This window comes from Flavobacteriaceae bacterium, assembly GCA_003443635.1.
In the GTDB taxonomy this organism is placed as follows: Bacteria; Bacteroidota; Bacteroidia; order Flavobacteriales; family Flavobacteriaceae; genus AU392.
Window position 1 is genome coordinate 2,523,892 of the sequence record CP031964.1, and the last position, 23,625, is coordinate 2,547,516.

21 protein-coding genes are annotated in these 23,625 nt (G+C 29.5%); 14 read left to right on the plus strand and 7 right to left on the minus strand.

Translation table 11 applies throughout. From position 1 onward, the window contains the following. Positions 1-4: 4 nt before the first annotated feature. Together D1817_11495 and D1817_11500 are read left to right on the plus strand one after the other, a co-directional pair. Complete coding sequence (locus D1817_11495) at positions 5-1,066, plus strand: hypothetical protein (protein ID AXT20487.1); 1,062 nt, start codon at positions 5-7, stop codon at positions 1,064-1,066. After that, positions 1,056-1,751 carry a DNA-binding response regulator gene (locus D1817_11500; GenBank protein ID AXT20488.1) on the plus strand — a complete coding sequence of 232 codons (696 nt, stop codon included), beginning with the start codon at positions 1,056-1,058 and terminating at the stop codon, positions 1,749-1,751. Before D1817_11495 ends, D1817_11500 begins: the two co-directional genes overlap by 11 nt. Here D1817_11500 and holA read toward each other — a convergent pair. Then, on the minus strand, positions 1,748-2,752 hold the full coding sequence (gene holA / locus D1817_11505; GenBank protein AXT20489.1) for a DNA polymerase III subunit delta: 1,005 nt from the start codon (positions 2,750-2,752) through the stop codon (positions 1,748-1,750). The genes D1817_11500 and holA overlap by 4 nt on opposite strands. A 105-nt stretch (positions 2,753-2,857) precedes the next feature. Between holA and D1817_11510 the strand changes: the two genes are divergently transcribed. The 3 genes from D1817_11510 to D1817_11520 all read left to right on the plus strand — a co-directional run bounded on the left by D1817_11510 (position 2,858) and on the right by D1817_11520 (position 5,242). After that, positions 2,858-3,304 carry a restriction endonuclease subunit R gene (locus D1817_11510; protein ID AXT20490.1) on the plus strand — a complete coding sequence of 149 codons (447 nt, stop codon included), beginning with the start codon at positions 2,858-2,860 and terminating at the stop codon, positions 3,302-3,304. Next, positions 3,301-4,290 carry a glycosyltransferase family 2 protein gene (locus tag D1817_11515; protein AXT20491.1) on the plus strand — a complete coding sequence of 330 codons (990 nt, stop codon included), beginning with the start codon at positions 3,301-3,303 and terminating at the stop codon, positions 4,288-4,290. Before D1817_11510 ends, D1817_11515 begins: the two co-directional genes overlap by 4 nt. Before the next feature lie 91 nt (positions 4,291-4,381). Then, positions 4,382-5,242, plus strand: coding sequence for a hypothetical protein (locus D1817_11520; protein AXT20492.1), 861 nt, complete (start codon positions 4,382-4,384; stop codon positions 5,240-5,242). 99 nt (positions 5,243-5,341) lie between these two features. On the opposite strand, the gene D1817_11525 is transcribed toward D1817_11520, so the two are convergent. The 3 genes from D1817_11525 to D1817_11535 all read right to left on the minus strand — a co-directional run bounded on the left by D1817_11525 (position 5,342) and on the right by D1817_11535 (position 8,781). Next, complete coding sequence (locus tag D1817_11525) at positions 5,342-5,701, minus strand: hypothetical protein (GenBank protein AXT20493.1); 360 nt, start codon at positions 5,699-5,701, stop codon at positions 5,342-5,344. A 57-nt stretch (positions 5,702-5,758) separates the two neighbouring features. Further along, on the minus strand, positions 5,759-6,379 hold the full coding sequence (locus D1817_11530) for a threonylcarbamoyl-AMP synthase (GenBank protein AXT20494.1): 621 nt from the start codon (positions 6,377-6,379) through the stop codon (positions 5,759-5,761). Between the two features lie 65 nt (positions 6,380-6,444). After that, on the minus strand, positions 6,445-8,781 hold the full coding sequence (locus tag D1817_11535) for an ATP-dependent DNA helicase (GenBank protein AXT20495.1): 2,337 nt from the start codon (positions 8,779-8,781) through the stop codon (positions 6,445-6,447). A 151-nt stretch (positions 8,782-8,932) separates the two neighbouring features. Between D1817_11535 and D1817_11540 the strand changes: the two genes are divergently transcribed. From D1817_11540 to D1817_11555, 4 genes are all read left to right on the plus strand, one after another. Then, the gene (locus tag D1817_11540) at positions 8,933-10,213 is read left to right on the plus strand and encodes an amidohydrolase (GenBank protein ID AXT20496.1); all 1,281 of its coding nucleotides are present in this window, start codon (positions 8,933-8,935) and stop codon (positions 10,211-10,213) included. A gap of 162 nt (positions 10,214-10,375) precedes the next feature. Next, entirely contained in the window at positions 10,376-11,935 is a 1,560-nt protein-coding gene (locus tag D1817_11545; protein ID AXT20497.1) for an FMN-binding glutamate synthase family protein, read from the plus strand. A 10-nt stretch (positions 11,936-11,945) separates the two neighbouring features. Next, on the plus strand, positions 11,946-12,488 hold the full coding sequence (locus D1817_11550) for a DUF4287 domain-containing protein (GenBank protein AXT20498.1): 543 nt from the start codon (positions 11,946-11,948) through the stop codon (positions 12,486-12,488). Between the two features lie 134 nt (positions 12,489-12,622). Then, positions 12,623-13,147 carry a hypothetical protein gene (locus D1817_11555; protein ID AXT20499.1) on the plus strand — a complete coding sequence of 175 codons (525 nt, stop codon included), beginning with the start codon at positions 12,623-12,625 and terminating at the stop codon, positions 13,145-13,147. 37 nt (positions 13,148-13,184) lie between these two features. Here D1817_11555 and D1817_11560 read toward each other — a convergent pair whose 3' ends face one another. Both D1817_11560 and D1817_11565 read right to left on the minus strand, forming a co-directional pair. Then, positions 13,185-14,105: a patatin-like phospholipase family protein gene (locus D1817_11560; GenBank protein ID AXT20500.1), complete on the minus strand. Its 921-nt coding sequence runs from the start codon at positions 14,103-14,105 to the stop codon at positions 13,185-13,187. Positions 14,106-14,108: 3 nt separating this feature from the next. After that, positions 14,109-16,049, minus strand: coding sequence for a M1 family peptidase (locus D1817_11565; protein AXT20501.1), 1,941 nt, complete (start codon positions 16,047-16,049; stop codon positions 14,109-14,111). Positions 16,050-16,221: 172 nt separating this feature from the next. On the opposite strand from D1817_11565, the gene recG reads away from it, so the two are divergent. From recG to D1817_11590, 5 genes are all read left to right on the plus strand, one after another. Further along, positions 16,222-18,324: an ATP-dependent DNA helicase RecG gene (gene recG, locus D1817_11570; GenBank protein ID AXT20502.1), complete on the plus strand. Its 2,103-nt coding sequence runs from the start codon at positions 16,222-16,224 to the stop codon at positions 18,322-18,324. A gap of 146 nt (positions 18,325-18,470) precedes the next feature. After that, positions 18,471-19,508 carry a hypothetical protein gene (locus D1817_11575; protein AXT20503.1) on the plus strand — a complete coding sequence of 346 codons (1,038 nt, stop codon included), beginning with the start codon at positions 18,471-18,473 and terminating at the stop codon, positions 19,506-19,508. A gap of 4 nt (positions 19,509-19,512) precedes the next feature. Continuing rightward, positions 19,513-20,205, plus strand: coding sequence for a DNA-binding response regulator (locus D1817_11580; GenBank protein ID AXT20504.1), 693 nt, complete (start codon positions 19,513-19,515; stop codon positions 20,203-20,205). Between the two features lie 140 nt (positions 20,206-20,345). Continuing rightward, a complete protein-coding gene (locus D1817_11585) occupies positions 20,346-21,827 on the plus strand; it encodes a class C beta-lactamase-related serine hydrolase (GenBank protein AXT20505.1) in 1,482 nt (493 codons plus the stop codon). A 28-nt stretch (positions 21,828-21,855) separates the two neighbouring features. Next, positions 21,856-22,302: an SRPBCC domain-containing protein gene (locus tag D1817_11590; protein ID AXT20506.1), complete on the plus strand. Its 447-nt coding sequence runs from the start codon at positions 21,856-21,858 to the stop codon at positions 22,300-22,302. A 129-nt stretch (positions 22,303-22,431) separates the two neighbouring features. On the opposite strand, the gene D1817_11595 is transcribed toward D1817_11590, so the two are convergent. Then, positions 22,432-23,586, minus strand: coding sequence for a DUF819 family protein (locus D1817_11595; GenBank protein AXT20507.1), 1,155 nt, complete (start codon positions 23,584-23,586; stop codon positions 22,432-22,434). Positions 23,587-23,625: the final 39 nt, after the last annotated feature.

Sequence of the window (23,625 nt, forward strand, 5' to 3'; positions counted from 1 at the left end):
TAACATGTTATTAAATCAATATTTAATAAAACTAAATAACAACCACAGACCTATTGTATTTAATATAATCCTGTGGTTTGGTTCTTTTATAATTTTATTATTTCTTTTTACTAAAGGAAATGCTCCTATAAAAATTGATTATATCTATACAAGTGCTTTTCTTGCTACTCTAATCATTCCTGTACTTATTAATTTATATATATTAATTCCAAAATTTTTAAAAAAAGAAAAATACATACTATTTGTAATTTTATTTTTATTAAACTTATTAGTATTTAATCAATTGCATATCTATTTTTTTAATCCGTTATTGGACATAATATTCCCTAATTATTTTTTTATATCTTATCATTCAAATACAAAACTCATTATTATTTTTAGTGTATTTTTAATTGGTACTGCATTAATTAAATTATCAGAAGATTGGTTTTATTTTAATCAAAATGAAAATAGATTATTAAGAACACAAAACCTGCAAATTCAAACACAATTAGCATCGCTTAGGTCACAAATAAATCCTCATTTTTTATTTAACTCTTTAAATGTAATTTATGCATTAGCTCTTGAAAAAAAGGAAGAAACTAAAGATGCAATTGTACAGTTATCAGATATTTTACGATATGTTATTTACGATTCAAATACAGAACGAGTTTTGTTAAAAGAAGAGCTTTTATTGTTAAAAAATTATATAGCATTCCAAAAATTCAGACAGCAATCTACAGAGCATATTAAATTAAATTACAATATCGAAAATGACACTTATCGTATTTATCCAATGCTTATACTCCCTTTAGTTGAAAATAGTTTTAAACACGGTATAAAAGGTGATACAAAAAACACATTTATAAATATAAACATCATACAGAATGGGAATCAATTCAACTTGACCATAGAGAACAATCGTTCTGAAAGTGAGTTAGATAAAATTGATGAACATTCAGGTTTAGGTATAGAGAACATCAAACAAAATTTAGAGATTGTTTATCCTAATACACATACATTTGAGATTAAAGAAACAAATAATACATTTACAGTAATACTAAACTTGGAAACTATTGAAAATTAAATGTATAATAATAGATGATGAGCCTACTTCTCAGAATGTACTTAAAAAATTTATTTCTGACATAGATTTTTTAGAACTAGTTTCTGTGTGCGATAATGCTATAGAAGCTTTACAGGTTTTAAAAAATAATACAACGATAACTCTTTTGTTTTTAGACATTAATATGCCTAAAATTTCTGGACTTACCTTTTACAAGTCATTACAAAATTCGCCAAATGTTATTTTCACAACAGCTTATCCACAATATGCTGTTGATGGTTTCGAATTAAACGCTATTGATTATTTACTCAAGCCTTTTTCGTTTGAACGTTTTTTTACAGCTGTCAATAAAGTTCTTCATAAACAAACAACAGTTAATACAAGATTTAAAGCACAAGAATCAATTATAATCAAATCTAATAAAGTACTACATAAAATTACTCCATCTTCAATTATATATCTCGAAGCTTTTGGAGATTATGTAAAAGTTCATTTAGAAAATAAATTTATACTTACCAATAGTACTTTTAGTAATCTATTAAAATCTTTAGAGAAATATAAATTTGTTCGTACTCACAAATCATTTGCCATAAATTTAGAAAAATTAAACACTGTAAATGGCAATCAAATTACAATTAACGAGCAAACCATTCCTATTGGTCAGAAGTATAAATCAGAATTTTTAAAACTACTAAATAGTAATTAATTTAATATTCTAAATAGAAGTTCTTTTAATAAATCACCTTGTGAAACTGCATTAGCACCTACTCCTTTGCTTTTAACATCAAAATCTCTTAAAATACCAATAACTTGACTCACTTTTTTCATAGGATAGTATTTCGCAGCAGTTATATAATCATTTACAAAGTAAGGATTAACTTTTAATGCAGAAGCTACGGCTCTTGGAGATTTATCTTTTAATCCATGAAAATGCAATAGCTGTGAAAAGAAACTAAATAGCAAAGAAACAGTCACTACCATTGGGTTATCTTTAGGGTTCTCAGCAAAATAATTTGCAATACGATGTGCTTTTAATACATTTTTTTCTCCAATAGCTTTACGTAATTCAAAATTATTATAATCTTTAGAAATTCCAATATTCTCTTCAATAAGCTCAGGTGTGATTTGAGTATCTTTTGAAATAATTAATTTTAGTTTATCTAACTCATTACTAATCTTACTTAAATCGGTTCCTAAAAACTCTACAAGCATTTGAGCTGCTTTTGGAGTTATTGTATATCCTGATGGAGATAATACACGACGAATCCAATCTGCAACCTGATTTTCGTAAAGCTTTTTACTTTCATAAACAACGCCTATTTTTTTAAGTGTTTTATAAAGCGCTTTACGTTTATCAATTTTTTTATATTTATAATTAATAACTAAAACTGTTGAAAATTGAAGGTTTTCGGCATAATTAGAGAGTTTTTCTATCGATCTTGATAAATCTTGAGCTTCTTTAACTACTACTACTTGTCGCTCTGCCATCATAGGGTAGCGCTTAGCATTTGAGATAATATCATCTACAGTAACATCACGCCCATATAGTACTATTTGATTAAACCCTTTTTCTTCTTCAGTCAACACATTACTTTCAATATAACTAGAGATCTTATCGATATAATAAGGTTCTTCTCCCATTAAAAAATAAATAGGTTTTATATGTCCATTCTTAATATCTGCAACAAGCTGTTTAACGTCGTCCAAAATACCTAAATTCTGATTTTTAAAATCCCAAACTTCAATTTTACACTTAGAGGTTGGGTATTTGATTATTGAAGGTTAACTTTGAAAAAAATGTAATCCTTTTTAATGCAAGATCTTAACTTTTCAAAGTTTTCATTTCGACTCAAAAATAGGGAAAATAAAACGTTTATTTTTGATGAGATTCGTAAAAAATTCATGGTTTTACAGCCTGAAGAATGGGTTCGACAGCATTGTATAAAACATTTGATTTTGGAGAAGTCTTGTCCAAAATCTTTAATAAATGTTGAAAAAGAACTCATTATTAATAATTTAAAAAAACGTTATGATATAGTGGTATACAACCCTGATGGAAGTATTTATCTTATAGTAGAATGTAAATCCCCTAAAATAAATATTACTCAACACACTTTTGATCAAATTGCTAGATACAACCTTTCACTAAATGCCAAATATTTAATGATTACCAATGGAATTAATCATTATTATTGTAAAATGGATTTAAACAAAGAGCGTTACGAGTTTTTAAAAGAAATTCCACGGTATAGCTTATGAAACTTGCAGTAGTTATATTAAATTGGAATGGGAAGCAATTGTTAGAACAATTTTTACCTTCTGTTGTAAAACATTCTCAAGAAGCAGATATTTATGTTGCAGATAATGCATCAACTGATGATTCTATTGCTTTTCTTTCAAAAGTATTTCCAGTAATTCAAATTATTCAAAATGCAGAAAATGGAGGATATGCAAAAGGTTATAATGATGCTTTAAAACATATTGAAGCAGATGTGTTTTGTTTATTAAATAGCGATGTAGAAGTTACCAAAAATTGGCTTGCACCAATTATAAACACTTTTAAATCAGAAGTCAGCACAGCGATTATTCAACCTAAAATTCTTGATTACAAAAAAAAAGATCATTTTGAATATGCTGGTGCAGCTGGCGGGTTTATCGATAAATATGGATATCCCTATTGCAGAGGACGTATTTTTGATACCGTTGAAAAAGATAATGGCCAATATGATGATTCTGTAGATATTCTTTGGGCTTCTGGAGCTTGTTTATTTATAAGAAAAAGAGTTTTTAATCAACTTAATGGCTTTGACGAATCATTTTTTGCGCATATGGAAGAAATAGATTTATGTTGGCAAGCAAAAAATTTAGAGTATGATATAAAATATGTGGCAACCTCAACTGTATATCATCTTGGAGGAGCTACTTTAAATGCTTCAAATCCAAAAAAAACATATTTAAATTTTAGAAACAATCTTTTTATTTTAATTAAAAATGCAAAAAGAAATCTCTTTCTATTAATATTTACCAGATTGTTATTAGATGGCTTAGCTGGATTAAAATTTTTAACTCAATTAAAATTAAATCATATCATAGCAATATTAAAAGCTCACTTTTCATTTTATAAGTATTTGCCTCAACTATTAAAAAAGAGAAAAGAATTAAAACAAAGTTCCAATTATTATAAAAAAACATCGATTATTTGGCTGTATTTCGTAAAAAATAAGAAGACTTATAAAAGTTTATAACTTAGTTAGCAAAAATTTTGTTAATACAGGGGTTAGCAAGCTATTTTTATATACTTTTGAGATATTATAAAGGAAATTGAATTAACAAATTATGAAAAAAATTTTAGTATTTAGTGTATTAGGAATGTTATTGATGAGTTCTTGTGTTTCTAAAAAAGAATACGCTGCTCTTGAAGCAAAACAAAAAGAAACTCAAGACTTACTAAATTCTGCAACCGTTAAGCTTAATGCGTGTTTATCTGATGCAGCTGCTGCTAATGCTCGTGTAGAATCTATGAAAGAACAACTTGCTGATTTACGTAGAAGTAATGATGCTTTAATTAAAAGTTCACAAGATCTTACAGAATTAACATCACAAGGTGCTACAAACCTTGAAAAATCTTTAGAAAGCCTACAAGAAAGAGATTTAAAAATCACACGTTTACAAGATGCAATTTCTAGAAAAGATAGTGTTACTTTAGCATTAGTAACTAGTTTAAAACGTGAAGTAGGGATTAATGATCCTGATATAGAAGTTAATGTAGAAAAAGGAGTTGTATTCATTTCTATTGCTGATAAATTATTATTTAAGACTGCTAGTTATAATGTAACTACTAAAGCTAAAGAAGTATTAGGTAAAGTTGCTAAAGTTATAAATAGCAAACCTGATTTTGAAGCAATGATTGAAGGACATACAGATAGTAGATCTTATCAAAAAGGAGTGTTATTAGATAACTGGGATTTAAGTGTAAAACGTTCTACATCTATTATTAGAGTATTACAAGAGCTTGGTGTTAATCCAGGTCAATTAATTGCTGCTGGACGTAGTTCTTATGTTCCTTTAGTAGATAATGATACTGCAGAAAATAGAGCAAGAAACAGACGTACACGTGTTGTTGTGCTTCCTAAAATTGATCAGTTTTATGATATGATAGAAACTGAAATGAAAAATTTAACTGCAGGAGGTAATTAGTCACTTCTAAAGAATTAAAATAAAAAAGCTCAATCAAAAGATTGAGCTTTTTTCATGGTGCTTGGTGTTCTTCTTAAATAAATTCAGAATCAAGTTCTATTAACAACCTATACATATTTCTAGGTTTTCATTGGATAATAAATCTTCAAAAAATTGAGTTATAAATAGATTAGATCGTCTAACTCTCAAATTCTTGGGATTTTTAAATTCAATAATGTATTCTCCTTGTTCTGAAATATCTAAAATTAGTATTCTTTTTGCTCTCATTTTAAATGCATATGATTGAACTCTCCATTTTGTATTTCTAGGTTTAATTATTAAATCACTTTCAACCTTTTTTAGCGAAAAACTAAAACCATTTACCTCAACACCCCAACCTCCTAGTACATTTACATTATATATCCCTGCTGATAGATAGATTTTAGCTCCTGAATTGTGAATATTAATTGGTACTGTCATTATCAAATGTTTGTTTAAATATTTATAAATTGAGATTCCTTTATCCAAAAGGATCTGTTAAAAAATCTCCAAACTCCCTTTACCTTCTCTTATTATTTCTGGAGTATCTTTTGATAAATCTATTACTGTTGAGGCTTGATTATCTCCATAACCACCATCAACTACCAAATCAACAAGGTTATCCCATTTTTCTAATATTAATTCTGGATCAGTTGTATATTCTAAAATTTCATCTTCATCACGAATAGAAGTAGATATAATTGGGTTCCCTAATCGTTTTACAATCTCTAGTGCAATATTGTTGTTAGGGATGCGTATCCCAACTGTTTTTTTCTTTTTAAATGCAGAAGGTAAAGTCTTTGCTCCAGGTAAAATAAAAGTATAAGGCCCTGGAAGTGCTCTTTTTAATATTTTAAAAGTAGACGTATTTATTTGTTTTACATAATCACTTAAATTACTTAAATCATGACAAATAAATGATAGTTTTGCTTTCTCTAATTTTATGTTTTTAATTTTTGCAATACGCTCTAAAGCTTTGGTATTTGTAATATCACAACCTAGTCCATAAACTGTATCTGTAGGATAAATAATGAGTCCTCCACTTTTGAGAACATTAACAATTTTGTCAATCTCTTTTTCGTTAGGATTTTCCTCATATATTTTTATAAACTCAGCCATCTTTTATTATTAAAATACGTATTCATATACAATATAGGATGTTGTTAGTTAAAAAAAACACTTCATTATCCTATGACATCAAGCTTTGCAAACCGCAATAATAACTTCTTTACGCCTCCTTTTTCAAAATTAATCTCTGCTTTAATATCTGCACCCATACCTTCAATTTTTATTACCTCTCCTTTACCAAAGCGCATATGCTCAACAAAATTACCAACTACAAGTTTATTATCAAACAAATTTGATTTTCCATTAGCCTTAGCTACAGGTTTTAAATTTTTCCCTACATTAATTTTTGGAGCATTTGAACTTGCTTTGATAGCTCCTTTCTTTTTAAATGTAGGCTGTTTTGCTGGTTTAAAACGGATTTTATTTTGAGGAATATCATCTCCAAAAATATCTGCACTTAGCATTGGGTTAAAACGACGTTCTTCAATAGGAGTTAATATCTCTAAATATTTATCATCTATTTCTTCAATAAATCGACTCGGTTCAGCATCTATTAACTTTCCCCAACGGTAACGTGATAAAGTATAAGTTAAGTAGGCTTGCTTTTCTGCTCTTGTTAATGCTACATAAAATAAACGACGTTCCTCTTCTAATTCACTTCGAGTATTCATACTCATTGCACTAGGAAACAAATCTTCTTCTAAACCAACAATATACACATACGGAAACTCTAATCCTTTTGCCAAATGTATAGTCATTAATGCTACGTGATTTTCGTCTCCTTTGTCACTATCCAAATCAGTATCTAAAGCTACATCTTCCATAAATTCAGCTAAAGACCCTGTTGCATCTGCAAGCTCTCTTTGCCCTTCTACAAAATCCTTCATTCCGTTTAGAAGTTCTTGGATGTTCTCCATTCTAGTAACTCCTTCTGGAGTACCGTCTTTATTAAACTCTCTTATGAGCCCACTTGTTTTTACTACATGTTCAGATAATTCAAATGCATTAGTACCTTCATTCATTACCTGAAAACTTTCAATCATTGTTACAAAATCTTGCAGTTTAGTTTTTGTACCAGAATTAATTTTAACATCTGTTTTATCAATGTGCTTCATCACTTCAAAAATGGAGCGATTATATCCATTGGCAGCAACAATTAATTTATCTATAGTAGTTTGACCGATTCCTCTGGCAGGAAAATTAATAATACGTTTTAACGCCTCTTCATCAGCTGGGTTGATAACTAAACGTAAATAAGACAGTACGTCTTTAATTTCTTTGCGCTGGTAAAATGATAGCCCACCATAAATACGATATGGTATTTCTCGTTTACGTAAAGCTTCTTCTATAGCACGAGATTGTGCATTGGTACGATATAATACAGCAAAGTCACTATTGGGTAGTTGATTTTCCATTTTGTTTTCAAAAATGGAACTTGCCACATAACGCCCTTCATCCCCGTCGGTTAGCAAGCGATTTACCTTTACTTTATTCCCTTCATCATTAGCCGTCCAAACTACTTTATCTAACTTAGTTTCATTTTTATCAATAATAGAATTTGCAGCATTAACAATATTTTTTGTAGAGCGGTAATTCTGCTCCAATCTAAATACTTTTACATCGTCATAATCACGTTGAAAATTGAGAATATTATTAATATTTGCTCCACGAAATGCATAAATACTTTGTGCATCATCACCAACTACACAAATGTTTTGAAATTTATCCGATAAAGCTCTCACAATTAAATATTGTGAATGATTGGTATCTTGATACTCATCAACCAAAATATATCTAAATCGATTCTGATATTTCATTAACACATCCGGGAAGCGTGTTAATAATTCATTTGTTTTTAATAATAAATCATCAAAATCCATTGCTCCAGCTTTAAAGCAACGATTAACATATTCTTGATAAATATCTCCTAATTTTGGGCGCCTTGCCATTGTATCGGCTTCAATCAATTCTGGATTTTGACGATAGGCTTTAACCGTAATCAAGTTATTTTTATAAGAAGAAATCCTGGAGTGTATCTGTTTGTATTTATAAATCTCTTTATCCAGATTCATCTCTTTAATAATTGAAGAGATTAAACGTTGTGAATCCTGTGAATCATAAATCGTAAAATTGCTAGGGAATCCTAATTTATCTGCTTCAATACGTAAAATCTTAGCAAATACAGAATGAAATGTCCCCATCCATAAATTCTTAGCTTCACTTTGTCCTACAATAACAGCAATTCTCTCCTTCATTTCTCGAGCTGCTTTATTGGTAAAGGTTAATGATAAGATATTAAACGGATCTACACCCTGATGCATTAAATATGCAATTCTATAAGTCAAAACACGTGTCTTTCCAGAGCCTGCACCTGCAATCACGATCATAGGTCCATCTTTCTGTAATGTTGGCGCCAACTGCGCCTCATTTAACTGACTTAAATACTTCTCCAAACTTCTATCATTTTAAAGCTTAAAAATAAGTATTGTGCTACTTTTAAAAGTGCGGATTTATTAATAATTATGAACAATCTAAATTCTATAGAATAGGTCATAAAAAATTAAATATCTTTAGTCCTTTAATTTAAATTTAATTCAAAATATAATGAAGCAACTACTTTTAACCATTGCAATGGTAGCATTTACATTTGGGTATGCACAACATGGTCTTGATAAAGACATTCAAAATATAGAATCTAAAGTAATCGAATGGCGTCGTGATTTTCATAAAAACCCAGAATTATCTAATAGAGAATTTAAAACAGCCGAGAAAATTGCAACACATTTAAAGTCTCTTGGGTTAGAAGTACAAACTGGAATAGCTCATACTGGAGTTGTAGGGATTTTAAAAGGAAAGAAATCAGGTAAAGTATTAGCATTAAGAGCAGACATTGATGCTTTACCAGTTACTGAACGTACAGATGTGCCCTTTAAATCTTTAGTAACAGCAAATTTTGATGGCGTTAATACTGGAGTAATGCATGCTTGTGGCCACGATACACATATAGCTATTTTGATGGGTGTTGCAGAAATTATGGCAAACAATAAAGATAAAATTAAAGGAACTATTAAGTTTATTTTTCAACCAGCAGAAGAAGGTGCTCCAACTGGCGAAGAAGGTGGTGCTAAATTAATGGTAAAAGAAGGTGTATTAAAAAATCCAGATGTAGATGCAATTTTTGGGTTACATATAAGTGCAGGAAATGATGTTGGTACAATTTCATACAAACCAGCAGGTATTATGGCTGCTGTAAACAGTTTTGAAATTAATGTAAAAGGGAAACAAAGCCATGGTTCTACACCTTGGACTAGTGTAGACCCTATTATGGCCTCTGTGAAAATAATAGATGGGTTACAAACTATTATTAGCAGAGAATCCCCTTTAACTACAGAAGCTGCTGTATTATCTATCGGAAAAATAACAAGTGGTGTTAGAAGTAATATTATTCCTGAATCGGCACAAATTATTGGTACGTTACGTACACTAGATTACGATATGCAGTCACAAATACATAAACGTATGAAAGAAATGATTCCTGCTATTGCTAAAGCATATCGTGCAGAAGCTGTTGTAGATATTGATGAAGGTTATCCTATTACTTATAACGACCCTGCACTTACTGCACAAGTCGTATCATCATTTGAAAAAGCGGCAGGAAAAGAAAATGTTATACTTATGAAGGCAATTACAGGAGCTGAAGATTTTTCATTCTTTCAAAAAGAAGTTCCTGGAGTATATTTCTTTTTAGGTGGGAAACCGGTATCTACACCTAGATCTGAAGCTGCTCCGCATCACACGCCAGATTTTTATATTGACGAAAGTGGTATGCTTTTAGGAGTTAAAACCTTTGTACAAATGTCTTTTGATTATTTGAATAACAACTAATTTATTACCATAGTGGGCATTGCAAAGCAATCTGTATGAATTATAAAAAACATACAGATTGCTTTGTTATTTCTAATAACTATCAATAAGTTGGAAAATCAACGGTTCAATCGATAATACTCTAAATAATTTCATATTTTTGGTTAAATCACTCTTTTACAAATGGACTCATTTTTAAATTTCTTATCTAATATCCCTTGGTGGTTATGGATTATTATCGTTTTAATTTTAATAGCAATTCGAGATATTTTTGTTCAACGTAAACATACTGTTAGTCACAATTTTCCAATTATAGGTCATTTTAGGTATATTTTAGAACATATTGGTCCAGAATTAAGACAATATCTCGTTTCAAATAATCGCGAAGAGTTACCTTTTAATAGAATAGAACGCGGTTGGATTTATGCCTCAGCAAAAAAGGAAAATAATTATGAAGGCTTTGGAACTGATAGAGACATTTATGCCCATCAACATGTGTTTATCAGTAATGCGATGATGCCTTATAAAATGGACAAAAATCACCCGAACATTGAGGATCATTGTTTTTTACCTTGTGCTAAGGTAATGGGAGCGTATAATAAGCGTAAAAAACCATTTCGCCCTGCATCTGTTATTAATGTATCTGCAATGAGTTTCGGATCATTGTCAGCAAAAGCGGTAGAATCACTAAATAAAGGTGTTAAAATTGCTGGTGCTTATCATAATACTGGTGAAGGTGGATTATCTCCATATCATAGTAATGGTAGTGATGTTATTTTTCATTTTGGAACAGGGTATTTTGGTGTAAGAGATAGTAATGGGAATTTCTCTATGGAAAAATTAGTGAAATTAATTGAAGACAATCCATTTGTTAAAGCTATTGAAATTAAACTATCGCAAGGTGCTAAACCTGGAAAAGGTGGTGTATTACCTGGCGCTAAAATTACAGAAGAATTAGCTGCTATAAGAGGCGTTGAAGTTGGTAAAGATGTACTTTCTCCTCCAAATCATACAGCATTCACAAATGTTCCTGAACTTGTTGATTTTATTGAAAATATTGCTGAAGCTACTGGCTTACCCGTAGGAATAAAAGCTGCTATAGGAAAACTAGATCAATGGGAAGAATTAGCGGATTTAATGGTTAAAACTGGTAAAGGTCCTGATTTTATTACCATAGATGGTGGCGAAGGTGGTACTGGAGCAGCGCCTCCAAGTTTTGCAGATCATGTATCTTTACCTTGGGTGTATGGTTTTAGTGCTTTATACAAACTATTTCAAGATAAAAAATTAACTGATCGTATTGTTTTTATAGGCAGTGGTAAGCTTGGTTTTCCTGCTAAAGCTGCAATGGCCTTTGCTATGGGAGTAGATTGTATAAATGTTGCTAGGGAAGCTATGATGAGTATTGGATGTATTCAGGCTCAGATTTGTCATACTAATCGTTGCCCTAGTGGTATTGCCACACAAAGTAAATGGTTACAAAATGGAATTAATATTCCTTTAAAATCTGAACGTTTAGCTCAATACTTTAAAACTTTTAGAAAAGAATTTATAGAAATTACACACGCAGCTGGTCATGAACATCCTGCACAGTTTACTATGAAAGATGTGCAAATTAATGTAGATGATCACAATTTATCTAAAGAACTTAATAAAACGTATTGTTACGAAAAAACCCCTGTTCCTTTTAATGGAATGCAAGAATTAAAAGATTGTTTATATCTAGGAGGGAAAGATTGTTAAATTTAAAACTATGAATGACGCACTACAAACGATGATTAATAATATGCCTGAAAAAACAGGTAAATCTTTAGATGAATGGAAAGCTATTTTAAAAGATAAAGCTTTTGTTAAACATGGAGAAGCAGTAAAGTTTCTCAAAGAAAAGCATAATGTTACTCATGGTTTTGCTAATACTATAGTAACTTTATCTAAAAATAATGATGATACACCAGATGATTTGGTTAGTAATCAATATAAAGGGAAAGAAAGTTTACTTCCTATCTACGAAAAACTAATTGCTGTAATACAAGCTTTTGGGGATGATGTTACAATTACTCCTAAAAAAGGAAGCGTGAGCATTATTCGTAAAAAACAATTTACGCTAATAAAACCCGCAACAAAAACACGAATTGATTTAGGTTTAAAACTAAAAGATAAAGCTACTACAACTCGATTAGAAAACTCAGGCCCTTTTGGAACAATGTGTACACATCGTGTAAAGATTGAAACAGTTGAAGATATTAACGATGAGTTAGTTAACTGGATGAAAGAAGCCTATGAAAAAGCAAATTAACTAGAAAGTGTCAAAAACTTTAGGTTTTTCTAAACATAATTTAGCTTCAAAGAAATTTACACTAAGAGATACAGATTTGTTCAATTAATAAAAACACATTATGTTTGTTCTATTAACCAAATCAACCTACACAAATGGAATCAAAAATTTTTGACTTACTTCTCTATAGTATTCCTACTATTATTACAGGAATAATTGCTTTTTACTTTTTTAAAACACATACAAAAAATGAAGATGGGAGAAGGCGTTATTTACTTCAAAAAGGATTACAAAAAGATGCAATGCCAATACGTTTACAAGCTTATGAACGAATGGTTTTGTTTTTAGAACGTATTTCTCCAAGTAAACTTTTAGTACGCATTACACCTATAGGAAGTGTAAAAGAAGATTATGAATCATTACTTATAAAAAGTATAGAGCAAGAGTTTGAGCATAATTTATCACAGCAAATTTATTTAAGTGATGATTGTTGGGGAGTTATCTCTGCAGCAAAAAATGCTACCATACAGCTTATCAGAAAAGCAACATTATTAGAAAGCACAGATACGGCTGATAAACTTCGCGAAGTAGTTATTACTGAAATGATGGAAAAACGCCCTCCTAGTGATACAGCTCTTTCTTTTATAAAAAAAGAAGTAAGTGAAATGTGGTCGCTTTAATTAATTAGAAATTATTTTATAAAATTATAAATACAATTTAGCTTTCTATTGCTTCGCTTCCATCCATAGATGATCCTTCATTATGTTTAATCTCTGCATAAGTAAAACCTTCTTGCCACCATTTTTCCATTAAAGCTTTATTAAAAATAAGTACATTTTCTGTGAGTTTTGTTGGTGTATAATATAAGTTTAATTTCACATTTCTATGTAATGCTGCAAGTTTACCAATAGCAATATCTCCTTTTTCAACCTGATCTAGCAAATGTCCAAAAAGATTAATCATTAAAGAAAATGGGTTCTTACCTAATACTTTATTATAATCTAAGTTTTCACTTTCTAAAACTATAGCATCTACTTCTGTTGCTCCTCTTTTAATTGCTTCTCGTATGGGAATTACACACCCTAAACCACCATCTGCATATTCAAATTCATTTTTTTTTACTAATGACATAAATGGAATATAGTTACAAGAGATCCAAATCCAATCACAAAACTCTTCATAATCAAAATCATTAATCGATTTGTACTCTGTTCTGTTTTTGGATAAATTTGTTACTGTTACAATAACATCTTTTTTCATTGCCTTAATCTTATCATATTCCTCCCTTGTAAAACTTTTCTTTATATGATTTCTTAAGGCTTTACTTTCACCAAATGTTCGCTTTTTTTTAATAAATTGAATTAAAGAATTAAAATAATTAATAGATACATATTCTCTGTTTCCTTTCTTTTTTACAACAAAAGGATTAATACTAAAAATAGTATGCTGTTTTACATGAGTAAAAATATCATACAGTTTACCTATATCGTTAACAGCTAAATGTGGAGATAAAAGGCTTCCCGTAGAAGTTCCTAAAAACATATCGTATTCTTTACCTTCTTGCTCCATTAAGTATTGTGCTACACCACCTGCAAATGCGCCTTTACTACCACCACCTGAAATTACCAATGCTTTCATAAATTATCCGTTTATTTGCCCTAAAAGTGTTGTTGCCATTTTTTTAAATCTCCAATTGTGATGAGTTGTAGCCTCTTTTAAATTTTCTACACACTCAAAACCACAATTTCTTATCAATTTTAAATATCGAAATGCATTTTGCCTTATTTCAAAGGCATATTTTGGTGATGTATAATTAGTAAGTTCTATCATAAAATCTATTTTATGTTTTGGTTCATAATTCGGGGTTATAATCGCTAAAGCTAACCAAAGCGTTCTAATATTTTTATCACTAAATCCTTGAATTTCCTTAGTTTTATTTAAATATAATATTTGATCTTCTTTAAAATTATTCCATAAGTTAAATAATGCAGACTCTACAGTTTGATAGGATTCATCATTTAATAAAGTTTCGTAATTTGATTTAAACTTTAATGGAATTTTAACCATATATGCTGCAATGGCTTGACGTACTTCTATACTATTTTTAAAAGTATTAGTCGTTATTCTGTCTGGACGCTGCGAAATAAGTTTTATTTTAGCCTTATCAGAAATTGGATATGTTAGATGTCTATCACATTTAGAATTCCATACTTCGCAATCTACCATTTCATATTCTGATAAAAAAGTTGCTTTCTGTTTTATTTTTAGTATTGCTTCTTCAAGTGGAAACACATCATTAATTATCCATTTAGATACAAAATCACTTAAATCTTGCTCGCTTTCAATTTCAATTTCTGATATAAAATCATTTGTTTCTACATTTCCAAATTGATACTTTTGCAAATAGTTCTTAATTCCTGATTTAAAAGCTATATCACCTACTCTATCTCGTAATAAATGTAACACCCAAGCTCCTTTTTGGTAAAAAGTTAAACTACTAGATTTTGGGTCTAACAAAGAAGTTCTTTGTTTCTCTATATCTTGTTGATGTAATTGTTGAGCACTTTCGTATAATCTCCAATAGTAATAATCATCTCCAAAAATATTTTTTTCAGCTAATAATGCATAATAGGTAGCAAAACCTTCCTGAAGCCAATGATGAGTTCCCGAAACTTCAGTAACTAAGTTTCCAAACCATTGGTGTGCCAATTCGTGAGCATTTACATTAACATAATTTCTATCTATAAACCCTATGGAATCGGTTACAAAACTGTCTGAAAATATGGTAGTACTAGTGTTTTCCATACCAGCATATAAAAAATCTTTCACAGGAACTTGTTTATAGTTTTGCCAAGGATAAGATATTCCTATTTCTTTTTCAAGAAAATCAAATATTTGTTTGCTATAGCGATATGTAGGTTCTATTTTAAGTGAATCTTTAGGGTAATAATACATCTCTAAAGGTATTCCTGTTTTAGAATATTCTACTTTCTTCTCATATTCACCAATAGCAAAAGCCACTAAATAACTTGACATTGCTTCTTGCATATCATAATGCCAACTAATAGTAGTATCATTTTCAACTTTAGTTATCAGCTTTCCGTTGGAAATAACTTTATAATCCTTATCAAACGTAATGGTTAGATCAAATTCTACTTTTTCATTCATATCATCAAAACTTGGCAGCCAATTACTAGTATATTTTCCTTGCCCTTGAGTCCAAATTTGTTTATCTACAAAGTATAATGCTTTTTTAGGAATTGATTCGTAATTAAATGATATTGAATATGTTCTCCCTTTTTTAAATGAATGTATTAGCCATAATTTTTTTTCATCATTTTTAAAATTTACTTTTTCATTATTTAAAGCAACATTATAAAATTTTGTTTTAACTGCATCAATATAAATTGAGTCTATATTTTCGAGGATTTCAAAATCGTAAATCACTGTTCCTGTAATGCTTTTATTTTGAGCATTAGGAGTTACATGAACTTCTCCAATTTTAAAGTCCACATAATTAGTCTGTTGCGAAAACCCTAAAAAACCTATATAAAAGAAAAAAAGAAAAAGAATTTGTTTCATACCTCAATTATAACAACGATTAAGCCAAAATAGTGTTTTTATCTTTTCATTTGTTTAAGTTTTATCTTTTATATCTATCAGATGTAATTCACTATTAAAAAATTTCTATTGCTATAAATTTAATCGTGATGCTCATTTCACACTTTATAAGAAATGGTTATTTTAGTAGGCTATGAGTATAAATCTTCAAACTCCTATTGATTATCTTAAAGGTGTAGGGCCAAATCGTGCAGATTTGCTTCGAAAAGAGTTAGGTATTCATACATATCAAGATTTGATTAACTTATTTCCAAATCGTTATATAGATCGCACACAATATTATAAAATCAATCAATTACAGCGTAATAATGCCGATGTACAAATTATTGGAGAAATTACTGGTTTGAAAGAGATTAGTCAGCAACGTGGAAAGCGTTTAGTAGCTACTTTTAGGGATAACACAGGAACAATGGAGTTGGTATGGTTTAGAGGCCATAAATGGATTAGAGAGAGCATAAAATTAAATACACCCTATGTGATTTTTGGAAAATGCAATTGGTATTCTGGAAAATTTAATATGCCTCATCCAGATATGGAACTTCAAAATGAGCATGAGAGAAATTTACGTTCTGCAATGCAGCCTATTTATCCATCTACCGAAAAATTATCTAACAAAGGAATTTCTAATCGCGTTATTGGAAAAATAATGCAACAATTATTTTTAGAAACCAAAGGAAGGTTTATTGAAACGCTTTCTGAAAATTTAATTTCTGAATTAAAATTAGTATCAAAAAGTGAAGCGCTTTTTAATGTTCATTTTCCAAAAAATCAAGATCTATTATCACGTTCACAATATCGATTAAAATTTGAAGAATTATTTTATATTCAATTACAATTAATTTTAAAAAATTTAATTCACAAATCAAAAATAAAAGGGTTTTCGTTTACAACTGTTGGAACTTATTTTAATGTATTTTTTTCAGAGCATTTACCTTTCGAATTAACTAATGCTCAAAAACGAGTACTGAAAGAAATTCGTCACGATTTAGGAAGTAATGCGCAAATGAACAGGCTTTTACAAGGAGATGTAGGCTCTGGAAAAACTATAGTTGCTCTAATGTCAATGTTAATAGCACTTGACAACGATTTTCAAGCTTGTTTAATGGCTCCGACTGAAATTTTGTCAGTCCAACACTATAATGGATTACAAATGCATTGTAAAAAACTGAATATCAGTATAAAAATATTAACAGGTTCAACTAAAACTTCAGAAAGACGGAAAATTCATGAATCTTTAGAAAATGGCGAATTACAACTCTTAATTGGAACGCATGCATTGCTTGAAGATAAGGTGAAATTTAAAAATTTAGGGCTTGCTATTATTGATGAACAGCATCGATTTGGTGTTGCGCAACGGAGCAAGTTATGGAAAAAAAATGATATCCCTCCACATATTTTAGTAATGACCGCTACCCCTATTCCGAGGACTTTAGCAATGTCTGTTTATGGTGATTTGGATATCTCTATTATTGATGAATTACCTCCAGGGAGAAAGTCGATAAAAACGGTACATCGATATGATAATAATCGCCTCAATGTATTTAAATTTATTCGTGATGAAATTAAAAAAGGTCGTCAAATTTATATTGTATATCCGTTAATTCAAGAAAGTGAAAAATTAGATTACAAAGATTTAATGGATGGTTACGAAAGTATCGTTAGAGATTTTCCGATGCCTGAATATCAGATCTCAATTGTTCATGGAAAAATGAAACCTGCCGATAAAGAATTTGAAATGCAACGTTTTATTAAAGGAGAAACACAAATTATGGTTGCAACTACAGTTATTGAAGTTGGTGTAAATGTACCCAATGCTTCTGTAATGATTATTGAGAGTGCAGAACGTTTTGGATTATCACAATTACATCAACTTAGAGGACGAGTAGGCCGTGGCGCAGAACAAAGTTATTGTATTTTAATGACTAGTCATAAATTGAGTAACGATAGTAAAACACGTTTGGAAACAATGGTTAAAACTAATGATGGTTTTGAAATTGCAGAAGTAGATTTACGTTTGCGAGGCCCCGGAGATATAATGGGGACACAACAAAGTGGTGTTTTAAACCTTAAAATAGCAGACATAGTAAAAGATAACGATATTTTACAGCACGCTCGTTACTATGCAAAACAAATTTTAAAACAGGACCCTTCTCTTAAAAAATTAGAAAACAGCAATATTCTTAATACCTATAAAGCAATGAGTAAATACAAAAACATTTGGAATTACATTAGTTAAACTGTACACTTTAATTTAGTAAAAATTTCAAGTAACTGCTTTCATATAAAGAATTATAAACTCGATTAAATTATATTATCTAAAAAAGATAGCAAGCCATCTAAAAAAATAAATTAAGCCTATAAAATTCATTATTTTGCTTCTAAATGAAGAATCAAAATAAATTAGCTTTCTTAAAAAAAAATAAAGTTCATATATATATTTGGCTTACGGTTAGCTTATTTTCAAATATTAGACTTTATGAAACTTTTGGAGCTAAAGAAATATTGTTTGGATTTGTAGTTGATTCTATCTTTTTATTTTGGATTGTTTTTTCTCATTTAAAATGGGGATTACCATATTTGGTGTTAAAATCTAAAAAATATTTACGATATTTTTTATCATTAGTATTAATTGTCTTTGTTAGTTACATTATCAATCATACACAAAGATTAATCACCATTGAATTCTTTCCAATTATGGGAAAGAATTTAGATTTAGATTTTTTACTGGTATTAGGTGATACATTTTTTGATATGCTTCCAGTTGTAATTGTAAGCTCTTTAATCAAGCTTTCTTTTGACTTCTTTAAATTACAAGCAAAACAAAAAGAGATTGAAAATCAAAGGTTAGAAACTGAGTTAAAATATTTGAAACTACAGATTAGTCCTCATTTTTTATTTAATACTTTAAACAATCTTTTATTTCTCACTAACACAAAGTCTGATCAAGCCTCTAAAGTAGTTGAAAAGCTTGCCTATCTGATGCGATATTTGTTAGAAAAGGATCGTAGAGAAAAAACACCTCTAATGAAAGAAGTTGAATTTGTTAAAGCATACATAGAATTAGAACAGATTCGTATAAAAAATATAGATGTAAGTTTTGATATAGATGGAAATATCGATAAACATCAAATTGCACCTGCGCTATTAATCACATTAGTAGAAAATGCATTTAAACACGGAGTTAAAAAAGCAGATAAACATAATTATGTTTATCTTGAATTAATTGCTTTTGAAAATAAAGTTCATTTTAAAGTGACAAATCCTCTAAGAAATAGAATAAAGAATAATGATTCACACTCTATTGGATTACGAAATTTAAGAAAGAGATTAGATCTAATTTACCCAAATAAACATACATTAATAACAGAAATTAATGAAGGTAATACTTTTACATCAAGTTTAGAATATCTATCAAATTAAAGAGATGAAAAAAATAGATTGCATTATTGTAGATGACGAACCTATGGCTATTAGTCTTCTGGAAGATTACATGAACAAGGTTGAATATATTAATCTTATTGGAAAATTTAATAACCCCATAGAAGCCATCACCTTTATTAATAAAAATAGTGTAGATCTTATATTTTTAGATATTGAAATGCCAGACATAAATGGGTTTAAGCTTGCAGAAATGATATCTCAAAATTCTGCTATCATTTTTACAACAGCGTATTCAAATTATGGAGCAGGAAGTTATGATTACAATGCTTTAGATTATTTGTTAAAACCTATAAGTTTTGAACGCTTTCTAATTTCTGTAAACAAGTTTGATTCAAGTTCTAATAATCAAATTAAATTGGAAGATGACACTATTTTCATAAAAAGTAACAAGGCTTATATAAGGTTAAAATACGAAGATATTGGGCATATTGAATCGTTAAAAGATTATGTAATATTTCATACAGAAAACGAACGCTTTATAGTATATCATAGCCTAAAAAAACTAGAAAATATTCTTCCTACTAATTTTAAAAGAGTTCATTATTCCTATATGGTGAATTTGGAAAATGTTCATAAATTAAAAGACAACCACCTATATATTTTTGATAAAAAAGTTTCTATTAGCAAAAAGCACAGACATAGTGTTTATGAGTTGATTGAGAAAAAGAAAATATAACCCTCTTTACTATTCACTGTTCTTATTATAAACTTTTTTATTCAATTTTCCCAACTGTCGAATAAATAACAACAAGCATCTTTATTTTTTTAAAAAACATCTCTTAACACATAGATTTAAGTTATTAAATTTCAAAACTTATGTATTTTAAAAAGAATATTTTAATAGTTATAATCTTAATAATTCTTCAGTGTACAAATGCTCAATCACAGAAAAATGATAGTGAATTTACAACTAAGCTCTCAAAAGTTAATGAAAAAACAAAAAGCATTTACAAAGAGTATAAAATGTATGGGGATTTTATTATTGGGGTAATTAATGAACAAGGTTTAATACATTCCTATTTATTAAATAAAGAAGCTATAGAGGGCAAAAAAACCTCTTTAACTAAAGATTCTCCTTTTTATATAGCGTCACATACAAAAGCTTTTACGGGGACACTTTTAAAAATAATGGAAGATCAAAATCAAATTGACCTCAACAAAACAATTGCTGATTATTATCCTGAATTAATACAAGACGAGAGAATTGATAATAAATCTATATCTATAAAAAAATTACTCACTCATACTTCAGGCTTTGTCTCAGCAATGTTTCAATTAAAAACAAGTTTTCTAGGGTATCAAGACCAAGGAGATCTTTTGGCCTCAGCTAGTAACAAAATAATGATAGATCCATCAGGTCGATTTAGGTATTCTAATACAGGTCCGATACTAACCTCTATGATTGTTGAAAAGAAATTTGGCACATCCTGGAAAAATATTATGAAAGCTGTTGTTTTTAAGCGTTTGGGTATGACAAATACAAGTGCTAACGTAAGTGATTTTAACAATAACAAAATTCGTCCAGCTGTACATAAAAATGAAAATAATGGCATTCTTAAAACAGGTCTGTACAAAACTGATCAAACGATGACAGCAGCTGGCGGAGTTATATCTACATTAAATGATCTTTCTAAGTGGTTGAAGGTAAATATTAATCAAGACAATGTTCTTTTATCTAAAGGAGCCTGGAAAGATCTTCACGAACCACTAGTTAAACAAAATAGAAATTATTTTACTTACCAAAGGCACGGATATAGTTTGGGTTGGGATATTGCTACCTATATGAAAGATACCATTCTAACTCGATTCGGTGGCTGGGGAGAGATTAGTTTTCATGCGTCATTTATCCCATCCAAAAAATTAGGAATCATTGCTTATAGCAATGACGATAGAGCCGCAGGACTCCCCCATTTAATTGCAAATTATGCATACAACTTAATGAATGATAATGTAGATGCTGAGAAGGTTTTTTCTGAAGAGAAACTAATTTTTGATAAAGCGTTTAAAAAAACAATAGAAGACTTAAAGCGAATACCTAATAATTATTTATCTGCTTCAGGATTTAACGATGAAATTATAGGAAAATATAAAAATGATGAAGGCTGGCCAGAAATTATAATTAAAAAAGAGGCAGATTATTATATCATTAATTGGGGGGTTTTACCAGGTGTAATTTATCCTTTAAATGAAGCTCAAAGAGATTATGTATCACCATTTTCTGGGTTTATGGGTAGAAGGTTTCAAATAAAAGAAAATATATTGAAAACAGGATCTATAATTTATAAAAAACAGAACTAGTTTTATCTAAAAAATAAGATGAATAAAAATGCTAACTCTAATAGACAAAAATTTGAAAGTATCCAAAAGCATAGAGATTAATGCTAAAACTAAAGAAGTTTGGGATGCTTTAATAAATCCAGAGAAAATAAAATTATATTTATTCGAGACAGAAGTAGTAACGGATTGGAAGATAGGAAACTCGATAGTCTTTAAAGGAAAAGATAATGATGAAAAATATATAGACAAAGGAACTATTATAGAAAATAAGAAAGAAGAGCTTTTAAAATACAGCTATTGGAGTGAGTTTTATAAGCTTGAAGATACAGCCAAAAATTATGCATTAGTAACATATAAAATTCAAAAATTAACACATAATAAGGTTTTATTAAAATGGGAACACGAAGGGTTTGTAAATGAAATAAATCAGAAACATTCTGAAGGTCTAATACAAGAAATACTTGAACAGGTTAAGAAAATAACCGAAGGTCAATAAACGTAAAACCTATTAAGAAGAAAGCATATTTATTAGCAAAACAATAAAAAGTGATGAAAATACTAAAAACTAGTAACCTTACTTACTTTGCAGAACAAATCATGAAAGGTTATGGTTTAATATTTAATCTTATAGATATCCTGCTATAAAAAATCCAATATAGGTGCCTAATGCATTTCCTATAGATCCAATAATTATTGCTGGTAATATGAGTTCATTTCTCTTAAAATTCTTGGCTAAAGCAAGGGCAGAAGTACTCCCCCCTACATTTGCTTGAGAAGCTATAGAAATTATTTGCCAATCAATTTTTGTAAAAGCACCAGCAGTATATATAAAGATACCATGTACAAATACAATAATTGTAACAAAAATAAGCAATGCGATGGATAAACTTCCTGATTGACCTAAAGCAGCAAAATCACAATAAGCTCCTACCACAGCTAGAAAAATATAAACCGCCCAACTTCCTAATAACATATTTCCTTTTAATTTAGAAATTGCTGGTATTTGTGCCATCAATAAAGCTAATGATGTTAAAATCAATATTGATGGAATAATTATACCTTCATTTGCAAAAGCTTTTGCAATAGTATCGGAAACAAAAAGCACCATACAAGTCATGGCTATTAATAAGGTTAGTGATTTTAATGTAATAGTTTCAGATTCGTCATTTGACAACTCTCCTTCTGTGTTATCATTCTCTTTATTTATAGCCTGTTTTCGAGGAAAAAATCGTTGTAAGATTACAGGAACAGCAATCGTAAAGAAAAACCAAACTGTTGTGAGCACATTATCAACTGCTACAGCATTGGTATAAATCACTCCTTTATCTACCACTTTATAATGTAAAGCCACAGCATTAAAATTAATACTCCCACCAGTGTAAGTTCCCGCAAACATTCCTGCTAGAGCATTATAAACTCCATCAAAATGCGCACTATCTTTTATAATTAAGCTTGCTACCAAAACACCCAATACCGTACCTGCACTACCTAAAATAAATGCAAATATTATAGGGAAACCTATTTTTTTAAGTTGACTAAGATTAACATCCAAAAGCAGCAAAAATAAAGCTGCTGGCGCTACGTAGTCAAAAATACCATCATATACAGGGTTTGCACTTTTAGGCACTAAATTAATATTAGCAATAATTGCCGTAAGGATAATAACTGTTAAAGCAATTCCGAATTTATTAAAGAACGGTTTTTTAACCAACCAATCGGATATAAAAAGAATAAAAGCGAGCATTGCGATAATATACATCGCATTCGTGGTAAACTCCATAAGTTGATCTTAAATTAAAAAAGCTTCAATTTAAACAAA

Excerpts from the sequence above, each read along its gene's own strand:
- D1817_11540 (AXT20496.1), top strand. The coding sequence starts at position 8,933 with ATGAAGCAACTACTTTTAACCATTGCAATGGTAGCATTTACATTTGGG.
- D1817_11585 (AXT20505.1), top strand. The coding sequence starts at position 20,346 with ATGTATTTTAAAAAGAATATTTTAATAGTTATAATCTTAATAATTCTT.
- D1817_11520 (AXT20492.1), top strand. The coding sequence starts at position 4,382 with ATGAAAAAAATTTTAGTATTTAGTGTATTAGGAATGTTATTGATGAGT.
- D1817_11550 (AXT20498.1), top strand. The coding sequence starts at position 11,946 with ATGAATGACGCACTACAAACGATGATTAATAATATGCCTGAAAAAACA.
- D1817_11555 (AXT20499.1), top strand. The coding sequence starts at position 12,623 with ATGGAATCAAAAATTTTTGACTTACTTCTCTATAGTATTCCTACTATT.
- D1817_11545 (AXT20497.1), top strand. The coding sequence starts at position 10,376 with ATGGACTCATTTTTAAATTTCTTATCTAATATCCCTTGGTGGTTATGG.
- D1817_11565 (AXT20501.1), bottom strand. The coding sequence starts at position 16,049 with ATGAAACAAATTCTTTTTCTTTTTTTCTTTTATATAGGTTTTTTAGGG.
- D1817_11590 (AXT20506.1), top strand. The coding sequence starts at position 21,856 with ATGCTAACTCTAATAGACAAAAATTTGAAAGTATCCAAAAGCATAGAG.
- D1817_11580 (AXT20504.1), top strand. The coding sequence starts at position 19,513 with ATGAAAAAAATAGATTGCATTATTGTAGATGACGAACCTATGGCTATT.
- D1817_11575 (AXT20503.1), top strand. The coding sequence starts at position 18,471 with ATGAAGAATCAAAATAAATTAGCTTTCTTAAAAAAAAATAAAGTTCAT.
- D1817_11515 (AXT20491.1), top strand. The coding sequence starts at position 3,301 with ATGAAACTTGCAGTAGTTATATTAAATTGGAATGGGAAGCAATTGTTA.
- D1817_11530 (AXT20494.1), bottom strand. The coding sequence starts at position 6,379 with ATGGCTGAGTTTATAAAAATATATGAGGAAAATCCTAACGAAAAAGAG.
- recG (AXT20502.1), top strand. The coding sequence starts at position 16,222 with ATGAGTATAAATCTTCAAACTCCTATTGATTATCTTAAAGGTGTAGGG.
- D1817_11525 (AXT20493.1), bottom strand. The coding sequence starts at position 5,701 with ATGACAGTACCAATTAATATTCACAATTCAGGAGCTAAAATCTATCTA.
- D1817_11595 (AXT20507.1), bottom strand. The coding sequence starts at position 23,586 with ATGGAGTTTACCACGAATGCGATGTATATTATCGCAATGCTCGCTTTT.
- D1817_11560 (AXT20500.1), bottom strand. The coding sequence starts at position 14,105 with ATGAAAGCATTGGTAATTTCAGGTGGTGGTAGTAAAGGCGCATTTGCA.
- D1817_11510 (AXT20490.1), top strand. The coding sequence starts at position 2,858 with ATGCAAGATCTTAACTTTTCAAAGTTTTCATTTCGACTCAAAAATAGG.
- D1817_11495 (AXT20487.1), top strand. The coding sequence starts at position 5 with ATGTTATTAAATCAATATTTAATAAAACTAAATAACAACCACAGACCT.